Genomic DNA, 17,898 nt, shown 5'->3' with positions numbered 1-17,898 from the left:
AGAGGGTTAGATCCTCAGAAGCTATAACTCGCCCCTAGCTGATACGTCCTGTCGCGCCCAATCCAGCAGTTGGTCGCGTCGTAGCAGGTCAGCGTCTCTTTATTGGTGATGTTCTGCATACTCGCCTTAAGCGTTAACCTCGCCAGCGAAGGCAGAATTTCGCCCATCCGGTACGAGGCCGCCAGATCGTACTGCGTGGTGCCCCCCAGCTTACCCGCATCGTTAGACGGTGAAATCTCCATCGGGCCGGTGTAGCGCGCCCCTGCCCCCAGCATCAGCCCCTTCAGCGGCGTGCTCTCGAAGGTGTAGTCTCCCCACAGGTTGAACGCATTCTCCGGCACCTGGGTTGGACGCTTGCCCTGGTACTTATCATCTTCGGTATTGATTGCGTGGGTGTAGGCATAGTTGGCAATCAGCGTCAGGTTGTCCGTCGGACGGCTGATGGCGGAGAGCTCCGCACCTTTGGATTCCACTTCACCGGTCTGGCGATAGTTCAGGAAGCCCGGGTCGGAGGTGACGACGTTTTTCTGCCGGATGTTAAACACCGAGGCGGTAAACGTCGTGGCATACTCGGCCAGCAGATATTTTACCCCGCCTTCTACCTGCTTGCTGGTGGTCGGCTTGACGTCTTTCGCCGTGAGCGTCCCCTGCGGCGACACCGCCGCAAAACCTTCTGAATAGCTGATAAACGGCGAAATACCGTTTTCGAAGGCATAAAGCGCCCCCAGACGTTTGGTCACGCGATCCTGCGATACCCATGCCTTATCGCCGTTTTGCAGGTAATCGGTGGTCACGGATCGGTAATCGTCGTAACGCAGGCTGCCCAGCAGATTTAAGCCGCCAAATTCCACCCGATCCTGCAGGTAGTACCCGTTCTGCTGATAGCTGAGGCGGTTTTTCTGGGCGGTGTAGAGCCCCAGCGCGCTTTCGTGGATTTGCGAATAGTCCGGGTTACGCATATCCATGCCCGGCGTGGTCGACGCGTAACGGTAGTGGAAATGGGAGTTCAGCCTCTGATAGTCAAACCCGGCCAGCAGATGGTGTTTCCAGCCGCCCAGCGCAACGGTTTTGGTCACCTGGTTGTCGATGTTGAAGCTCTTAAGATCTTCATCGGTGGTATAGGCAAAGCGGTTAAGCTGATAAACCTCACTTCCCGTTCCCGTCGCGTAGACGCTGTTCTGGTGGGTATCGACGTCGAAATAGCGCGCTTTCTGGCTAAAGCCCCAGCCGCTGTCGAACTCGTGTTCGAAGCTGTAGCCCAGCATCCACTGGCGCTGCTTAAACCCGCTCCACTCGTCTCCGGCGTAATCCCGGCGATCGGCATATTTCGAACGCAGATAAGCGAGCGGCAGCGGGTTCGACGGCGTCAGGCTCGGGGAGTTTTGCGCCAGCGCATCCAGGGTGAGGCGGGTTTTGCTGTCGGGTTGCCAGGTAACGGACGGGGCGACCAGGTAATTTTCATAGCGGCTGGTGTGCGGCTGATCGTCATTCTCCGTCGCCTTGCCCAGCAGCCGGTAACTCCAGTCGCTGTCGGCAATTTGTCCGGTCGAATCGAGGTAGCCTTCTTTCAGATTACGGTTTCCGGTGTTAAAACCGACCTCGGTTCGGGCTTCCCGCTGCGGCTTTTTACTTTGAATATTTACCAGCCCGCCCGGCGAACCGCCGCCGTAAAGCACCGATGAAGGCCCTTTCAGGATATCGACGCTGTCTATTAGCAGCGGATCGATGCGCGCCTTGGTGTTGCCGGTGACGTTATAGGGCAGCTGCAGCCCGTTGTAGAACTCCTGGTCAACGGTAAAGCCACGAATTTTGTATTCGCTCATATAGGAGGTGTTACCCCGCACCTCGGTTGAGACGCCCGGCGCATAGCGCAGAATTTCGTTCACGGAGTTCGCGTGACGCTTTTCGATCTCCGGCGCAGAGAGCGTGTTGATAACCTGCGGCGTTTTACTTTCGGCAACGGCCGATTTTGTGGCGCTGTTGGTCCAGGCCGGCAGCGCGCTGCCCTGCTCTGAGCCCGTGACGACGATGGTGGATTCTTCGGCGAAAGCTTGGACCTGCAGTGCCAGCGTGACGGCACCCGCCAGGGCGCATAACCTAAAACGTGAGGTGTTCATAATGTCGTCTTGTTGTTAGATGCAATACGGAACGACAATTATTATCATTTAGATTAGCAAATCAATATGGCGGCAAAAAAAACGGCCCTCCATAGAGAGCCGTTCTGTCACTTTATGCTCGTCGCAGTAATCTGAATATGCCCAGCACGACAATGGCCCCCACGACTGCGACAAGGAAACTGTGCATGTCAAAACCACTGATGTCACCACCAAAACCAAACATCGTCGCCAGCCAGCCGCCTACAACCGCACCAACGACCCCGAGTACGCAGGTCAAAATAAAGCCGCCGCCATCGTTTCCCGGCATGATCAGTTTTGCGATAGCGCCAGCAATAAGGCCAAAAATAATCCAGGCGATGATACCCATAGCAATGCCCTCTTGCAGATTAAACGCATGTGCAGAAAACCTTCTGCACAGCTAACTTAAGTATAGGTCATCACCGGAAAACCAGTTTCGTCTCACCGACTTATCCTGCGGGCAACGGTAAAAAAAACTCACCGGTTTGTATTAAGTTTGGGGGTGGATTGCCGATAACGCTAAGACAGTCTGTCATTAATCAAGGAGCCATCCGGCGTGAGTCATTACAGTGAGCAGTTCCTCAAGCAAAATCCGCTGGCTGTATTAGGGGTATTACGCGACCTGCAAAAAGGCGAAGTGCCGCTGCGCATCAGCTGGTCGAATAATCAGTTCATCAGCAAAATCCTTGACGTCTCGCAGGAGCGGCTGGTTATTGACCTGGGCAGCCAGGAGTATGAAAACCGCGCGGCGCTGAAAGCAGAGAATATCGTGGTCATGGCCGAAACCCACGGTGCCAAAGTGGAGTTTGTCCTGCCGCGACTGGAGCTGAGCGAATACCAGGGACTTCCGGCTTTTGTTACCCCCCTTCCTGGCAACCTCTGGTTTGTTCAGCGTCGTGAATATTTCCGCATCAGCGCCCCGCTTCACCCTGCCTATTTTTGTAAGGCAAAAATGCCGGACAAAAAAGAGATCCGCTTCCGTCTCTTTGACCTGTCGCTGGGCGGAATGGGCGCGCTGATGGATACCCCGAAGCCGGAGGGCCTGGTCGAAGGCATGCGGTTCACGCAAATTGAACTGGACATGGCGGGCTGGGGACGTTTTTATTTCGATGCACAGCTGATCGCCATCAGCGAGCGCACGGTGGTGGACAGCAAAAATGAAACGATTACCTCGCCGCGGCTGAGCTTTCGTTTCCTGAACGTCGGGCCAGGCGCGGAGCGCGAGCTGCAGCGCATTATCTATTCGCTGGAGCGGGAAGCACGGGAACGTGCGAATAAGGTACTTTGAGAGAAGTCGGGCAGCGAGCGCCGCCCGTTTGCGGCATTACATGGCATCCATCGCTTTCTGTACTTTCCAGATATAGCGAGGCGCCTGCGGTGCCGGATGATTTTTCGCCACATGCTCGACGAACTCGTCTTTGTCCATGTCGTTAATCTCCTCAATCGCCTCTTTGCGGTCAGAGGAGAAGGTTCTGAGCAGCGCCCCTGCGCCGTTCACGTACGAGACCACCAGCGCGTATTGCATCACTTCCGGATCCTCGATGCCCTTAAGCACGCCATGTTCCAGAATGCTCAGGTAAGCGGTACCCATAGAAATGTTGCGTTCCGGGTTCTTCAGCTCGCTGGTCGACGGCTGGCCGCTCCAGCCCATATAGCGGTAGACCTCTCTCCCCGCCGTTGACGCTTTCAGCTGCATCAGCCCCACCGCGTTGGATTTGCTGACAAGCGTGGGATTGCCGCCGGACTCCACCGCAATAATGGCGGTGATCAGACGCGGGCTGACGCCCCAGGCCTTTCCGGCTTGTTCACTGATCGGCATCCACTGCATGGCCCGTTTCACCGGCACTTCCGGGTTCCAGGGCGGGTTTTGATAATCATGTTTTGAACTACAGCCAGCCAGCAACACAATCAAAAAAGCAAACCATCTCAATTTCACGTCATCTATCCTTATAGCCGGTCATCGCGGTGCGCCGCCCTTGAAGCAGGCAGCGTATACGCGGCATGATATAGACAATTAGTTTCTCATTCAGCAAGGAATTGCCATGTCTCAGTTTCATCTCATCGCGCCGTCGGGCTACTGTATTAACCAGGACGCGGCGCAGCGGGGCGTTCAGCGCTTACTGGATTCCGGCCATCAGGTAGAAAATCAGACAATTATCCCCCGCCGCCAGCAGCGTTTTGCCGGAACGGAAGCGCAGAGGCTGAATGATATCAATAGCCTGGTAAACCTGAAGGGCGAAAACCGAATAGTCCTTGCGGTGCGCGGCGGCTACGGTGCGAGCAGGCTGCTGGAGAGCATTGACTGGCAGGGCCTGGCGCAGCGCCAGCAGCAGGATCCGCTGCTGATATGCGGCCACAGCGATTTCACCGCCATCCAGCTTGGTCTGCTGGCGCTGCATAACGTCATCACGTTTAGCGGCCCGATGCTGGCCGGCAACTTCGGCGCGCCGGAACTGGACGCGTTCACCGTGGAGCATTTCTGGCGCGCGCTGCGCAACCCCACCTACAGCGTGGAATGGCAGGGGAATGGGCCGCACTGGGAATGTGAGGGCCAGCTGTGGGGCGGTAACCTGGCGATGCTGGTCTCGCTCATCGGCACGCCGTGGATGCCGCAAATCGAGGACGGCATTCTGGTGCTGGAAGATATTAACGAACATCCCTTCCGCGTCGAGCGCATGTTACTGCAGCTTTATCATGCCGGTATTCTCGATCGCCAGTCCGCAATTGTGCTGGGCAGCTTTAGCGGCTCTGCCCCGAACGACTATGACGCGGGTTACTCCCTGGAAACGATGGTCGATTTTATCCGCTCGCGGCTGGATATTCCGGTTATCACCGGACTGGATTTTGGTCATGAACAGCAGACCGTTACCCTTGCGCTGGGCGCGCAGGCGACACTGACACACGATGTTTCAGGCAGTCGGTTAACGATCGGCGGTCATCCGGTCATAAAAGCATAAAAAACCCCCTTAATAAAACGCTGTTACCGTTGTTAATATGTTAGGGTTTTAGTAACAGCGTTAACATTGAGGTGGGAGTAAGAGAACATTGGATGCCGCAGCGATAATCAGCCTTTTCATTTTGGGTTCTGTGCTTGTAACCAGCAGTATTTTATTAAGTTCATTTTCATCGCGTCTCGGCATACCCATTCTTGTTATTTTCCTTGCCATCGGCATGCTGGCCGGCGTTGACGGCATCGGCGGTATCCCCTTCGATAACTATCCCTTCGCCTATATGGTGAGTAACCTCGCGCTGGCGGTGATCCTGCTCGACGGCGGGATGCGCACTCAGGCGAGCTCCTTCCGAGTGGCCTTAGGGCCTGCGCTGTCGCTGGCGACCGTCGGCGTGTTGATCACTTCCGGCCTCACCGGGATGATGGCCGCCTGGCTTTTCAATCTCGATCTGATGGAAGGACTGCTGATTGGCGCAATCGTGGGTTCTACCGATGCGGCGGCGGTCTTTTCCCTGCTTGGCGGTAAAGGGCTTAACGAACGCGTTGGCTCAACGCTTGAGATTGAATCCGGCAGTAACGATCCGATGGCGGTGTTCCTGACCATCACGCTGATAGAGATGATCCAGCAGCACGAGACGGGCCTGAGCTGGATGTTTGCCCTACATATTCTGCAGCAGTTCGGGCTGGGGATTGTCATCGGCCTGGCGGGGGGATACCTGCTACAGCAGACGATCAACCGCATTTCTCTGCCCTCGGGGCTTTACCCTCTGCTGGCGCTCAGCGGCGGGATCCTGATTTTTGCCGTCACCACCGCGCTGGATGGCAGCGGTATTCTCGCCGTCTACCTCTGCGGGTTCCTGATGGGCAACCGCCCTATTCGCAACCGCCATGCCATTTTGCAAAACTTCGACGGCCTGGCGTGGCTGGCGCAAATCGGCATGTTCCTGGTGCTGGGCCTGCTGGTGACGCCGTCGGACCTGCTGCCGATCGCCGTTCCGGCGCTGCTGCTGTCGGCGTGGATGATCTTCTTCGCCCGTCCGCTCTCCGTGTTTGCGGGCCTGCTGCCGTTTCGCGGCTTTAACCTGCGCGAGCGCGTCTTTATCAGCTGGGTCGGCCTGCGCGGCGCGGTGCCGATTATCCTTGCGGTCTTCCCGATGATGGCCGGTCTGGACAACGCGCGGCTGTTCTTCAACGTGGCGTTCTTCGTGGTGCTGATTTCCCTGCTGTTCCAGGGCACGTCGCTCGGGTGGGCGGCGAAAAAGGCCAAAGTGGTGGTGCCGCCCGTGGGCTGGCCGGTCTCCCGCGTGGGGCTGGATATTCACCCGGAAAACCCGTGGGAGCAGTTCGTCTATCAGCTGAGCGCCGACAAATGGTGCGTGGGAGCCTCGCTGCGCGATTTGCACATGCCTGCCGAAACGCGCATTGCCGCCCTGTTTCGCGATAATGTCCTGCTGCACCCTACCGGCAGCACCCGCCTGCGCGAAGGGGATATTCTGTGCGTGATTGGCCGCGAGCGCGACCTGCCCGCGCTGGGCAAGCTGTTCAGCCAGTCGCCTCCCGTGGCGCTGGATCAGCGTTTCTTCGGCGATTTTATTCTGGAAGCCAGCGCCAAATTTGCGGATGTAGCGCTCATTTATGGCCTGGATGAAGGTGCTGAAGACGGCGATAACCCGCAAACGCTGGGCGAAATCATTCAGCAGCGGCTTGGCGCTGCGCCGGTTGTGGGTGACCAGGTGGAGTTTGCCGGGATGATCTGGACGGTTGCCGAAAAAGAAGATAACGCGGTGCGGAAGGTCGGTTTGAGGCCGATGGAAGAGGACGCGGAGTAGTTTTTTTTGCCGGGTGGCGGCTTCGCGTCACCCGGCAAAGGTACAAGTTACACCGTCACAACCGGCACTCTCGGTGCCAGCGCGCACATCAGTTCATACCCTACCGTTCCCGCCGCGGCCGCCACGTCATCAATTTTGATTTCGTTGCCCCACAGCTCGACCGGTGAACCGATCCCTGCCTGCGGGCATGGCGTCAGGTCAACCGCCAGCATATCCATTGAGACGGTCCCAACCGTGCCCGTGCGCACCCCATCCACCCAGACCGGCGTGCCGGTCGGCGCGATGCGCGGATAGCCGTCGGCATAACCGCCCGCGACGATGCCGATACGCTGCTCGCCCTTCGCCCGGAAGCGGCTGCCGTAGCCCACCGTGTCGCCCGCCTTCAGCGTCTGCACGCCGATGATCTCGCTGCGCAGGGTCATGACCGGCTTCAGGCCGCTGTTGGCGATATCCTGCCACTGGCCTGAAGGTGATGCACCGTACAGAACAATCCCCGGACGTACCCAGTTATAGTGGGCTTCAGGATGCCAAAGCGTCGCCGCCGAGTTCGACAGGGAGCGCGGACAATCGAGCCCTTCAGCCGCCTGCTCAATGCGGACCATGGCATCAGCAATACCGTCCGTTTTTTCCGCATCGGCAAAGTGCGCCATCAGCGTCATTTCGCCGACGTTTTTCAGGGCGCGCAGCTGCTGCCAGACCGTATGGACCCGCTCGGGCTGGAAGCCCAGGCGGTTCATGCCGCTGTTCACCTTGAGATAAATATCCAGCGGAGCGTGGAGCTTCGCATCCTGAATGGCTTTAATCTGCCAGTTGCTGTGCACGCTGGTGGTCAACCGGTATTTATCCAGCAGCGGCAGATCGTCCGCGTGGAAGAACCCCTCCAGCAGCAGAACAGGCCCTTTCCAGCCGCGCTCGCGCAGCAGGATGGCCTCTTCGAGATTCAGTAACGCAAAACCGTCGGTCGCGCCGAGCGCGCTCCATATACGGTCAATACCGTGGCCGTAGGCGTTTGCCTTGACGACTGACCAGACGCGCGAACCAGGTGCTGCCCGGCGAACAATTTGCAGGTTTTCCTTCAGGGCCTGCAGATCCAGCTGAGCCAGAACAGGACGGGACATGACAGCTCCTTAGTTATGCGCGCCGTGCAGGTGCTGAGGACGCGATGGCGTAAATCCTGATTGATAGCGCGCAGCGCTTAAATCGTCAAACGGAATTGCCGGCGTGCGCCCGGAAATCAGGTCGCTCAGCAGCTGGCCCGATCCGCAGGCCATCGTCCAGCCGAGCGTGCCGTGTCCCGTATTGGTCCACAGGTTTTTGAACGGCGTGCGTCCGACAATCGGCGTGCCGTCCGGGGTCATCGGACGAAGGCCGGTCCAGAACGTCGCCTGCTCAACAAAACCGCCGCGCGGGAAGAGATCGCCCACCACCATCTCCAGCGTTTCACGACGCGGCTGCAGCAGTTCGGTGTTGAAGCCGACAATCTCCGCCATGCCGCCGACGCGAATACGGTTATCGAAGCGGGTAATGGCGATTTTGTAGGTTTCATCCAGAATGGTCGACACGGGCGCCCCGCTCTCCTCTTTCACCGGGATGGTGAGCGAGTAGCCCTTGAGCGGGTAGACCGGGATATCGAGGATGCCTTTCAGCATGGCGGTGGAGTAGGAACCAAACGCCATCACGTAGGCATCGGCTTTGATCACCTCGTCGCCGCACTTCACGCCGTAAATTTTTTCGCCTTCAGACAGCAGTTTGTCGACGGAGGTATTAAAGCGGAATTTCACCCCCGCCTGCTCGCACATGTGCGCCAGACGCTGGGTAAAGAGCTGACAGTCGCCGGTTTCGTCATTCGGCAGACGCAGGCCGCCGGTCAGCTTGTGGGCCACTTCGGCCAGCGCGGGTTCAACCTGGCCCAGCTGGCTGGCCTCCAGCAGCTGGTAAGGTACACCCGCATCTTCCAGCACGGCGATATCGCGGGTGGCGTTTTCATACTGTTGCTCGGTGCGGAACAGCTGCAGCGTGCCGCCCTGACGGCCTTCGTACTCGATCCCCGTCGACGCGCGCAGGGCTTTGAGGCAGTCACGGCTGTATTCCGCCAGACGCACCATGCGCCCTTTGTTTTCCATGTAGTGGCGGGTGTCGCAGTTGCGCAGCATCTGCCACATCCACTTCAGCTGGAACTGCGTGCCGTCAAGGCTGATGGCCAGCGGCGCGTGGCGCTGGAACATCCATTTGATCGCCTTCAGCGGCACGCCGGGAGCCGCCCACGGGGCCGCATAGCCGGGAGAGATTTGACCGGCGTTTGCCGCACTGGTTTCAAGCGCCGGGCCGGATTCACGATCGATAACGGTAACCTCATGTCCCGCCTGACTTAAATACCAGGCGCTGGTTACGCCAACGACACCACTTCCCAGTATGACAACACGCATAGCCACTCCATTATGAGCAAAAGAACAATCATCTAATTACAGATTGATAACCTAGTTGAAAATATTATTCAACATACGACTTTTTTATGGTGACTTGCCTCACACATCCCCCAGCATCAGGGGACAGGTGTAATTTGGGATCTCCTGCTGAGCTTTATTTTTAACCAGCATAAAATTCTGATGAGTGCGCTTTTTTTGCCGTATCAAAAACGGGAAATCGCAAAGAAAAAATTTCTGCGCCAGCACGCTTTTTAACACGTTGATCTATGCTTGAAAGGAGGCTCTCCAGACAGAGAGAGCACCCACAACGAGGGCGCGCTAATGGCTACTATTGATTCCCTGAACAAGGACAACACACGTCTGAGCGATGGACCCGACTGGACCTTCGAGCTGCTGGATGTCTACCTCGCCGAAATCGACCGGGTGGCAAAACTGTATCGTCTGGATACCTATCCCCATCAGATTGAGGTGATTACCTCCGAACAGATGATGGACGCTTACTCCAGCGTCGGGATGCCGATCAACTATCCGCACTGGTCGTTTGGTAAAAAATTCATTGAAACGGAGCGGCTGTACAAGCACGGCCAGCAGGGGCTGGCTTATGAGATCGTCATTAACTCCAACCCGTGTATCGCCTATCTGATGGAAGAGAACACCATTACCATGCAGGCGCTGGTGATGGCGCACGCCTGCTACGGGCATAACTCCTTCTTTAAAAATAACTATCTGTTCCGCAGCTGGACGGACGCCAGCTCCATCGTTGATTACCTGATCTTCGCGCGTAAATACATTACCGACTGCGAAGAGCGCTACGGCGTGGACGAAGTGGAGAAGCTGCTCGACTCCTGCCACGCGCTGATGAACTACGGCGTGGACCGCTATAAACGCCCGCAGAAAATTTCTCTGCAGGAGGAGAAAGCCCGGCAGAAAAGCCGCGAGGAGTATCTGCAGAGCCAGGTGAACATGCTGTGGCGTACCCTGCCGAAGCGTGAGGAGGAAAAAACGATCGCCGAAGCGCGTCGCTATCCGTCCGAGCCGCAGGAAAACCTGCTCTATTTTATGGAGAAGAACGCCCCGCTGCTGGAGCCGTGGCAGCGCGAGATTTTGCGCATCGTGCGTAAGGTGAGCCAGTATTTCTATCCGCAGAAACAGACCCAGGTGATGAACGAAGGCTGGGCGACATTCTGGCACTACACCATCCTCAACCATCTGTATGACGAGGGAAAAGTCACCGAGCGGTTCATGATGGAATTCCTCCACAGCCATACCAACGTGGTGTTCCAGCCGCCCTACAACAGCCCGTGGTACAGCGGGATTAACCCGTATGCGCTGGGCTTTGCGATGTTCCAGGATATTAAGCGCATCTGCCAGTCGCCAACGGAAGAGGACAAGTACTGGTTCCCGGATATCGCCGGTTCTGACTGGCTGGAAACGCTGCATTTTGCGATGCGCGACTTTAAGGATGAGAGCTTTATCAGCCAGTTTATGTCGCCGAAGATCATGCGTGATTTCCGCTTCTTCACCGTGCTGGACGATGACCGCAACAACTATCTGGAGATCTCAGCGATCCATAACGAGGAGGGATACCGTGAGATCCGCTCGCGCCTCTCCTCCCAGTACAACCTGAGCAACCTTGAACCCAATATTCAGGTGTGGAACGTGGACCTGCGCGGCGACCGTTCCCTGACGCTGCGCTATATCCCTCACAACCGCGCGCCGCTGGATAAAGGGCGCAAAGAGGTGCTGAAGCACGTGCACCGCCTGTGGGGCTTTGACGTGCAGCTGGAGCAGCAGAATGAGGACGGCAGCGTGGAGCTGCTGGATCGGTGCCCGGCGCGGCTGAATACGCTCTAGGCCCGGTAAGCGAAGCGCCACCCGACGAAAAAAAACCTCTCACTTGAGAGGTTTTTCTTTTAACGGCTCTGAATCGCTAAATCGCCCGGCAGCGTTTTCTGCATACGGTGCCAGATTTCACCGGAGTCGTGGCCATAGCGGCGAACGGTTTCATAAACCTGATCGTGCAGGCCTTCGGTGCAGAGCTTGCTCAGCTTATGGTAGAAGCCCAGCGCCAGGCTGCGGGCTTCAGGGTTGGCGAAGTAGTGACGACCAATGCGGGTATAGAGCCCTTTCATACCGTTGAGGATCAGGCCGTAAACCGGGTTGCCGGAGGCAAACGCCAGGCCGCGAAACACGTTGTAATCGAGGGTGGCAAAAGCATCGGCGTGATCTTCAACTTCATTCGCGCTGGCCAGCACCGCAAGCGCATCTTCAGGATGCTGACGGAAAGCGGTGCGAATAAAGATAGTCGCGATGTTGGTGCGCACGGAGAGCAGGTTATCAATCAGCTGCGGCACGCTTTCGTGGTCGAGGCGCGCCAGCGTTTCAAGAATGTTCAGCCCCGAGGTTTCCCAGAAATTGTTTACCTTTGTTGGCTTGCCGTGCTGGATCGTCAACCAGCCATCGCGCGCCAGTCGCTGAAGCACTTCACGCAGCGTGGTGCGAGTGACGCCAATCAGTTCAGAGAGTTCGCGTTCAGCCGGAAGAATGGACCCCGCAGGGAAACGATTATTCCAGATGCTTTCAATGATGTACTCTTCCGCGAAACCCGCCGGGCTCTGCGCCTTAATGACCATAGTGAGATTTCCATTACACAGCTTTTTGCAAATTGGACTCATCATACCAGAGGCGTGCAGCGGCAGGTAGCGCGGCAAAGTGAGAAAAGAGGGATCGCCGTTTCATTTTCGTGAAATTTACAATGCGGTCTTATCCGCCTCCGGGCCGCGATTTTTGCGTATACTGATGTTTTGTATTACTTGACGGGAAGGACGTCTGTTGTGGAAATTTCTTTTGGGCGCGCGCTGTGGCGCAATTTTTTAGGTCATTCTCCTGACTGGTACAAACTGATACTGCTGGTTTTCCTGGTCGTTAATCCCATCATTTTTAGCGTGAATCCGTTTATCGCCGGGTGGCTGCTGGTAGCGGAGTTTATCTTCACCCTGGCCATGGCGCTGAAGTGCTATCCCCTGCTGCCTGGCGGTTTGCTGGCGTTTGAGGCCGTGGTCATCGGCATGACGTCCGCAGAGCATGTCAAAGCGGAGCTGGCCTCAAATCTTGAAGTGCTCCTGCTGCTCATTTTTATGGTGGCCGGTATCTACTTTATGAAACAGCTTCTGCTGTTTATCTTTACCCGTCTGCTGCTGAGCATTCCGTCTAAAACGATCCTCTCGCTGGCGTTTTGCCTCGCCGCCGCCTTTCTGTCGGCCTTCCTGGATGCGCTCACCGTTGTCGCGGTGGTGATCAGCGTCGCCGTAGGATTTTACGGCATTTATCACCGCGTGGCCTCCTCTCGCCCGAGTGAAGATTTGCAGGACGATAGCCACGTCGAGGCGCATAACCGCGACGTGCTGGAACAGTTCCGCGCGTTTCTGCGCAGCCTGATGATGCACGCGGGGGTCGGTACGGCGCTGGGCGGCGTGATGACCATGGTGGGCGAGCCGCAAAACCTGATCATCGCCAAAGCGGCTGAATGGCATTTTGGCGAATTTTTCCTGCGCATGGCCCCCGTCAGCGTGCCTGTGCTGGTCTGCGGGTTAGCGACCTGCATTCTGGTCGAAAAATTCAGGCTGTTCGGCTACGGCGCACAGCTGCCTGAGCCCGTCCGCAATGAACTGCATAAATTTGACGAGCAGAGCCGCAAACAGCGTACGCGCCAGGAGACGCTGCGTCTGATTGCGCAGGGGATCATCGGCATCTGGCTTATCGCCGCGCTGGCGTTGCATCTTGCCGAAGTCGGGTTGATTGGCCTCTCGGTCATTATTCTTGCGACCACCTTTAGCGGGGTAACGGACGAGCATGCTATCGGTAAAGCCTTTACCGAAGCCCTGCCGTTTACCGCGCTGCTGGCGGTCTTCTTTGCGGTCGTGGCGGTGATTATCGATCAACACCTTTTCGCACCGATTATCGCGTTTGTGCTCCAGGCCTCGCCGGACTCGCAGCTTACGCTGTTCTATTTATTTAACGGTCTGTTGTCCTCTATTTCCGATAACGTCTTTGTCGGGACGGTGTACATCAATGAGGCCAAAGCGGCGATGGAGCAAGGGATCGTCAGCACCGGACAGTTCGAACTGCTGGCGGTGGCCATCAACACCGGAACCAACCTGCCCTCCGTTGCAACACCGAACGGCCAGGCGGCATTTCTCTTCCTGCTGACTTCCGCGCTGGCGCCGCTCATACGACTTTCTTATGGAAGAATGGTCTGGATGGCGCTGCCGTACACGCTGGTACTCACCGTTGTTGGTTTGCTGTGCATCAAAATTACTCTCGTTCCCTGTACGCAATGGCTGTTACAAGCGGGTATACTTGCGGCGCATTAAAATTCGTTTACACTGCGCTTTCTAAGCATGTTCCAGGGAAATGATTATGTTGAGATTTTTAAACCAGTGCTCCCGCGGTCGCGGAGCGTGGTTGTTGATGGCCCTGACCGCCTTTGCGCTGGAAATGGTTGCGCTGTGGTTCCAGCACGTGATGGGACTCAAACCCTGCGTGCTGTGCATCTACGAGCGCTGCGCGCTGTTCGGCATTATGGGTGCAGGCCTGGTGGGCGCTATTGCCCCGAAAACGCCGTTGCGCTATGTGGGTATCGCAATCTGGCTGTACAGCGCCTGGAAAGGGATTGAGCTTTCCTGGCAGCACACCATGATGCAGCTGCATCCGTCACCGTTTATGACCTGTGATTTCGCCGCCCGCTTCCCGAGCTGGCTGCCGCTGGATAAGTGGCTGCCGCAGGTGTTTGTCGCCTCCGGTGACTGCTCCGTACGTCAATGGGAATTCCTGACGCTGGAGATGCCGCAGTGGCTGGTGGGCATTTTTGTGGCCTACTTCGTCGTGGCGCTGCTGGTGCTGATTGCCCAGCCGTTCAAGCCGAAGAAGCGCGATCTGTTCGGAAGGTAAATAGCAAAACGGCAACGATAGTTGCCGTTTTTAGTTTTTGCGCCCTCTCCCGTGGGAGAGGGTTGGGGTGAGGGCATCAGGCCGCACCCCAATAAAAACCCGCCTCGGCGGGTTTTTTATTATCACCGATTAGGGTGATTCATGATGTGGTCTTCCCAGTCCCGCACCTCGGACTCTTTCACCGCAATGTGGCGCACCGAAATGCGCTCGCCGTGCATTGCCGCTTTCGACCCCGTCAGCAGCGGATGCCAGTTCGGCAGATCTTTTCCTTCCGCCAGCAGACGATACGCGCAGGTATGCGGTAACCACTCAAAAGTCGGCAGATTTTCACGGGTTAATTTGATGCAGTCCGGCTCAAATTCAAACCGACGCTCATAGTTGCGGCACTGGCAGGTTTTGATGTTCAGCTGCCTGCAGGCGACGTTGGTGAAATAGATCTCGTCGGAGTCCTCATCCATCAGCTTATGCAGGCAGCACTGTCCGCAGCCGTCGCACAGGGATTCCCATTCCGCGTCGGTCATGTCGTCGAGAGTTTTGCTTTGCCAGAAAGGGATGTCGTTCATCAGGATGTCCACACGTCAAAAGAAAGCGCACCTTATAACGAGTCTGGCACGTTGTTGCAAGTTTTGCCGCCCTCTTCAGGCGGCAAGATGCGGTTACAGCACGCGGGTTTTTAGCGACAGGCCGTTAAAACCGACCTCAAGCTCATCCCCGCTGGCGAGCGGGCCCACGCCTTCCGGCGTGCCGGTGAGGATCACATCGCCCGGCTTCAGGGTGAAGAAACGGCTCATGTAGGCAATTAGCGGGACGATCTTATGGATCATATCTGCCGTGGTGCCCTGCTGGCGGATCTCGCCGTTAACCTTCAGGCTGAGCGGGGTGTTCTGCGGGTCATTAGTAAACTCGCTTACCGGAACAAAACCCGAAATTGGGCAGGAATTATCAAAGCCTTTGGCTTTTTCCCACGGCTGCCCCGCCTTCTTCATTTTGCCCTGCACGTCGCGCAGGGTCAGATCCAGCGCCACGCCGTAGCCGGCAATCGCTTTCTCAACATGCTCTTCGGAGGCCTGGCGCAGCGTGGCGCCGATCAGCACCGCAAGCTCCACTTCGTGATGCACCGACCCCAGTCCCTGCGGCAGCGCCAGCGGCTGGCGGATATCGCACAGCGCCGTCTCGGGCTTAATAAACAGGACCGGCTCTTCTGGGGTTGCGCTGCCCATCTCCTGAATATGCTTCGCATAGTTGCTGCCCACGCAGACCACTTTGCTGACGGGATAATCCAGTAATGCACCTTGCCAGTTATGATGTTGATACATGCTCGACCCCTAATCGGTTGATGTGTTATGCCCGAAAACAGCTGAGACTATTTTTTCCCGGTCGCCTCGAGGTGCTGTTTTAATAAATTCTCAGGCGGCGGTGGCAGCTGTAAATAATAGCCCTGCTCGGCTAATGCCGTTTTCACTTTTTCCAGATCGGCATTCACCAGCTTTTTACGACCGTCCAGCGGCAGCAGCATCGCCAGCTGTGGTCGGCCAAAGTTCTTCATTAATTCTTCCGGCACGCGTGAAAAATCGTCTTTCTTTTCGACATAAAGATAGGTCTGGTCACGGCTTGTACTTCTGTAGATCACACAAAACATGTTTTTACTCTGAATTAATGGGTGGTTGCTTGCCTCAATATACTCCTGACTATAACATGCCTGATACTCTTCGGAATATCGCAGCGAATGGTTGCGGTTAATAGCAAATTGAGTAAGGCCAGGATGTCAAACACGCCCATCGAGCTTAAAGGCAGTAGCTTCACCTTATCAGTGGTACATTTGCATGATGCAAAACCCGAGGTTATTCGTCAGGCGTTAGAAGACAAAATCGCCCAGGCTCCCGCCTTTCTGAAGCACGCCCCTGTCGTCATCAACGTCAGCGGTCTTGAGGCGCCGGTTAACTGGACACGTCTCCAGCAGGCCGTCTCCTCGACCGGGCTGCGTATTGTCGGCATCAGCGGCTGCAAAGATCCCGAGCTGAAAGCGGAAATCGACCGTGCGGGGCTGCCTCTTCTTAATGAGGGCAAAGAAAAAGCCCCACGTGCAGCACCCGTTGCCGTGCAAACGCCCCCTCCTGCGGCGCAAAACGTTACTACCGTCACAAAAACGCGAATGATTGATGTTCCGGTTCGTTCCGGTCAGCGCATTTATGCACCAAACTGTGATCTAATTGTTACAAGCCACGTCAGCGCTGGCGCAGAGCTGATTGCAGATGGCAATATTCACGTTTACGGTATGATGCGTGGACGTGCGCTCGCAGGCGCAAGTGGCGATCGGGACGCGCAAATATTTTGTACTCACCTGACGGCGGAACTGGTGTCCATCGCAGGTGAATATTGGCTGAGCGACAAGATCCCAGCCGAATTTTATGGCAAAGCGGCTCGCCTGCTTCTGGCAGACGACGCGTTGACCGTTCAACCGTTGAATTAATCCCTTTTTAACAAGGAATTTCTATGGCACGCATTATTGTTGTTACTTCGGGTAAAGGAGGCGTTGGCAAGACCACCTCCAGCGCGGCCATCGCTACTGGTTTGGCCCAGAAGGGAAAGAAAACCGTCGTTATCGACTTCGATATCGGTCTGCGTAACCTCGACCTCATCATGGGATGTGAGCGTCGCGTCGTGTATGACTTCGTGAACGTCATTCAGGGCGATGCCACGCTGAACCAGGCGCTGATTAAAGACAAGCGCACCGAGAACCTCTATATCCTCCCGGCCTCTCAGACGCGTGACAAAGACGCTCTGACCCGTGAAGGGGTAGAAAAGGTGCTCGACGAGCTGAAAAAAATGGAGTTCGACTTCATTGTCTGCGACTCCCCTGCCGGTATCGAAACCGGTGCCCTGATGGCGCTCTACTTCGCTGACGAAGCGATCATCACCACCAACCCTGAAGTCTCCTCCGTGCGTGACTCAGACCGTATTCTCGGCATCCTCGCCTCCAAATCCCGTCGTGCGGAAAATGGCGAAGACCCGATTAAAGAGCACCTGCTGCTGACCCGTTACAACCCTGGTCGCGTAAACAAAGGTGACATGCTGAGCATGGAAGACGTGCTGGAGATCCTGCGCATTAAACTGGTTGGCGTCATCCCGGAAGATCAGTCCGTGCTGCGCGCTTCAAACCAGGGCGAGCCCGTGATCCTGGATACAATGGCAGATGCAGGTAAAGCTTACGCCGATACCGTTGACCGTCTGCTGGGAGAAGAACGTCCTTTCCGCTTCATTGAAGAAGAGAAGAAAGGTTTCCTCAAACGCCTGTTCGGAGGATAAGTTATGGCATTACTGGACTTTTTTCTCTCGCGGAAAAAGAACACCGCCAACATCGCAAAAGAACGTCTGCAAATTATCGTTGCGGAGCGTCGTCGTAGCGACGCCGAGCCTCACTACCTGCCGCAGCTGCGCAAGGACATCCTGGAAGTGATCTGTAAGTACGTGCAGATTGACCCGGAGATGGTGACGGTGCAGCTGGAGCAAAAAGACGGGGATATTTCGATTCTGGAGCTGAACGTGACGCTTCCGGAAGCGGAAGAGTCGCGTTAATTCGGTTGTGGTTCGTCGCCCCGGCAGACGTA

General features: G+C 56.4%; 18 protein-coding genes. 9 read left to right on the top strand and 9 right to left on the bottom strand.

Annotated elements, in window-relative coordinates:
• Positions 1-14 precede the first annotated feature (14 nt).
• On the bottom strand, positions 15-2,117 hold the full coding sequence (locus tag OSH03_RS09455; RefSeq protein WP_266178880.1) for a TonB-dependent siderophore receptor: 2,103 nt from the start codon (positions 2,115-2,117) through the stop codon (positions 15-17).
• Between the two features lie 112 nt (positions 2,118-2,229).
• Positions 2,230-2,484 carry a GlsB/YeaQ/YmgE family stress response membrane protein gene (locus tag OSH03_RS09450; protein WP_028013508.1) on the bottom strand — a complete coding sequence of 85 codons (255 nt, stop codon included), beginning with the start codon at positions 2,482-2,484 and terminating at the stop codon, positions 2,230-2,232.
• Positions 2,485-2,691: 207 nt separating this feature from the next.
• Between OSH03_RS09450 and ycgR the strand changes: the two genes are divergently transcribed.
• Entirely contained in the window at positions 2,692-3,423 is a 732-nt protein-coding gene (gene ycgR, locus OSH03_RS09445) for a flagellar brake protein YcgR (protein WP_266178879.1), read from the top strand.
• A gap of 36 nt (positions 3,424-3,459) precedes the next feature.
• On the opposite strand, the gene emtA is transcribed toward ycgR, so the two are convergent.
• The gene (gene emtA, locus OSH03_RS09440) at positions 3,460-4,071 is read right to left on the bottom strand and encodes a membrane-bound lytic murein transglycosylase EmtA (protein WP_041909508.1); all 612 of its coding nucleotides are present in this window, start codon (positions 4,069-4,071) and stop codon (positions 3,460-3,462) included.
• A 106-nt stretch (positions 4,072-4,177) separates the two neighbouring features.
• Here emtA and ldcA point away from each other — a divergent pair, with 106 nt between their 5' ends.
• Positions 4,178-5,092, top strand: a complete 915-nt coding sequence (gene ldcA / locus OSH03_RS09435; protein WP_266178878.1) for a muramoyltetrapeptide carboxypeptidase — start codon at positions 4,178-4,180, stop codon at positions 5,090-5,092.
• Positions 5,093-5,180: 88 nt separating this feature from the next.
• Positions 5,181-6,914, top strand: a complete 1,734-nt coding sequence (locus tag OSH03_RS09430) for a potassium/proton antiporter (protein ID WP_061097918.1) — start codon at positions 5,181-5,183, stop codon at positions 6,912-6,914.
• A 47-nt stretch (positions 6,915-6,961) separates the two neighbouring features.
• Here the strand turns inward: OSH03_RS09430 and dadX are convergent, their stop codons facing one another.
• Positions 6,962-8,032 carry a catabolic alanine racemase DadX gene (gene dadX, locus OSH03_RS09425; RefSeq protein WP_266178877.1) on the bottom strand — a complete coding sequence of 357 codons (1,071 nt, stop codon included), beginning with the start codon at positions 8,030-8,032 and terminating at the stop codon, positions 6,962-6,964.
• Positions 8,033-8,041: 9 nt separating this feature from the next.
• Positions 8,042-9,340 carry a D-amino acid dehydrogenase gene (locus OSH03_RS09420; RefSeq protein WP_061097916.1) on the bottom strand — a complete coding sequence of 433 codons (1,299 nt, stop codon included), beginning with the start codon at positions 9,338-9,340 and terminating at the stop codon, positions 8,042-8,044.
• A 321-nt stretch (positions 9,341-9,661) separates the two neighbouring features.
• On the opposite strand from OSH03_RS09420, the gene OSH03_RS09415 reads away from it, so the two are divergent.
• Entirely contained in the window at positions 9,662-11,194 is a 1,533-nt protein-coding gene (locus OSH03_RS09415; RefSeq protein ID WP_100170101.1) for a SpoVR family protein, read from the top strand.
• 59 nt (positions 11,195-11,253) lie between these two features.
• Here OSH03_RS09415 and fadR read toward each other — a convergent pair whose 3' ends face one another.
• A complete protein-coding gene (gene fadR / locus OSH03_RS09410) occupies positions 11,254-11,973 on the bottom strand; it encodes a fatty acid metabolism transcriptional regulator FadR (RefSeq protein ID WP_028013515.1) in 720 nt (239 codons plus the stop codon).
• A 201-nt stretch (positions 11,974-12,174) separates the two neighbouring features.
• On the opposite strand from fadR, the gene nhaB reads away from it, so the two are divergent.
• Entirely contained in the window at positions 12,175-13,713 is a 1,539-nt protein-coding gene (nhaB, locus tag OSH03_RS09405; RefSeq protein WP_061097914.1) for a Na(+)/H(+) antiporter NhaB, read from the top strand.
• A gap of 46 nt (positions 13,714-13,759) precedes the next feature.
• Complete coding sequence (dsbB, locus tag OSH03_RS09400; protein WP_028013517.1) at positions 13,760-14,290, top strand: disulfide bond formation protein DsbB; 531 nt, start codon at positions 13,760-13,762, stop codon at positions 14,288-14,290.
• Positions 14,291-14,412: 122 nt separating this feature from the next.
• Here the strand turns inward: dsbB and OSH03_RS09395 are convergent, their stop codons facing one another.
• From OSH03_RS09395 to OSH03_RS09385, 3 genes are all read right to left on the bottom strand, one after another.
• The gene (locus OSH03_RS09395; RefSeq protein WP_151412489.1) at positions 14,413-14,853 is read right to left on the bottom strand and encodes a YcgN family cysteine cluster protein; all 441 of its coding nucleotides are present in this window, start codon (positions 14,851-14,853) and stop codon (positions 14,413-14,415) included.
• A 93-nt stretch (positions 14,854-14,946) separates the two neighbouring features.
• Positions 14,947-15,606 (bottom strand): fumarylacetoacetate hydrolase family protein, encoded by a 660-nt coding sequence (locus OSH03_RS09390; RefSeq protein ID WP_061097911.1) that lies wholly within the window; start codon positions 15,604-15,606, stop codon positions 14,947-14,949.
• Between the two features lie 47 nt (positions 15,607-15,653).
• Positions 15,654-15,929, bottom strand: a complete 276-nt coding sequence (locus OSH03_RS09385) for a YcgL domain-containing protein (RefSeq protein ID WP_023336061.1) — start codon at positions 15,927-15,929, stop codon at positions 15,654-15,656.
• Positions 15,930-16,052: 123 nt separating this feature from the next.
• Here OSH03_RS09385 and minC point away from each other — a divergent pair, with 123 nt between their 5' ends.
• The 3 genes from minC to minE are packed head-to-tail and all read left to right on the top strand — an operon-like array spanning position 16,053 to position 17,866.
• Positions 16,053-16,760, top strand: coding sequence for a septum site-determining protein MinC (gene minC, locus OSH03_RS09380; protein WP_151412516.1), 708 nt, complete (start codon positions 16,053-16,055; stop codon positions 16,758-16,760).
• Between the two features lie 23 nt (positions 16,761-16,783).
• Positions 16,784-17,596 carry a septum site-determining protein MinD gene (gene minD / locus OSH03_RS09375; RefSeq protein WP_008500505.1) on the top strand — a complete coding sequence of 271 codons (813 nt, stop codon included), beginning with the start codon at positions 16,784-16,786 and terminating at the stop codon, positions 17,594-17,596.
• Positions 17,597-17,599: 3 nt separating this feature from the next.
• Entirely contained in the window at positions 17,600-17,866 is a 267-nt protein-coding gene (minE, locus tag OSH03_RS09370) for a cell division topological specificity factor MinE (RefSeq protein ID WP_024909868.1), read from the top strand.
• Positions 17,867-17,898 lie beyond the last annotated feature (32 nt).

The sequence above is a fragment of the Enterobacter nematophilus genome (assembly GCF_026344075.1).
GTDB lineage: Bacteria > Pseudomonadota > Gammaproteobacteria > Enterobacterales > Enterobacteriaceae > Enterobacter > Enterobacter nematophilus.
The sequence above is the reverse complement of the archived record's forward strand: the minus strand, read 5'-3'. Positions and strand labels throughout refer to the sequence as shown.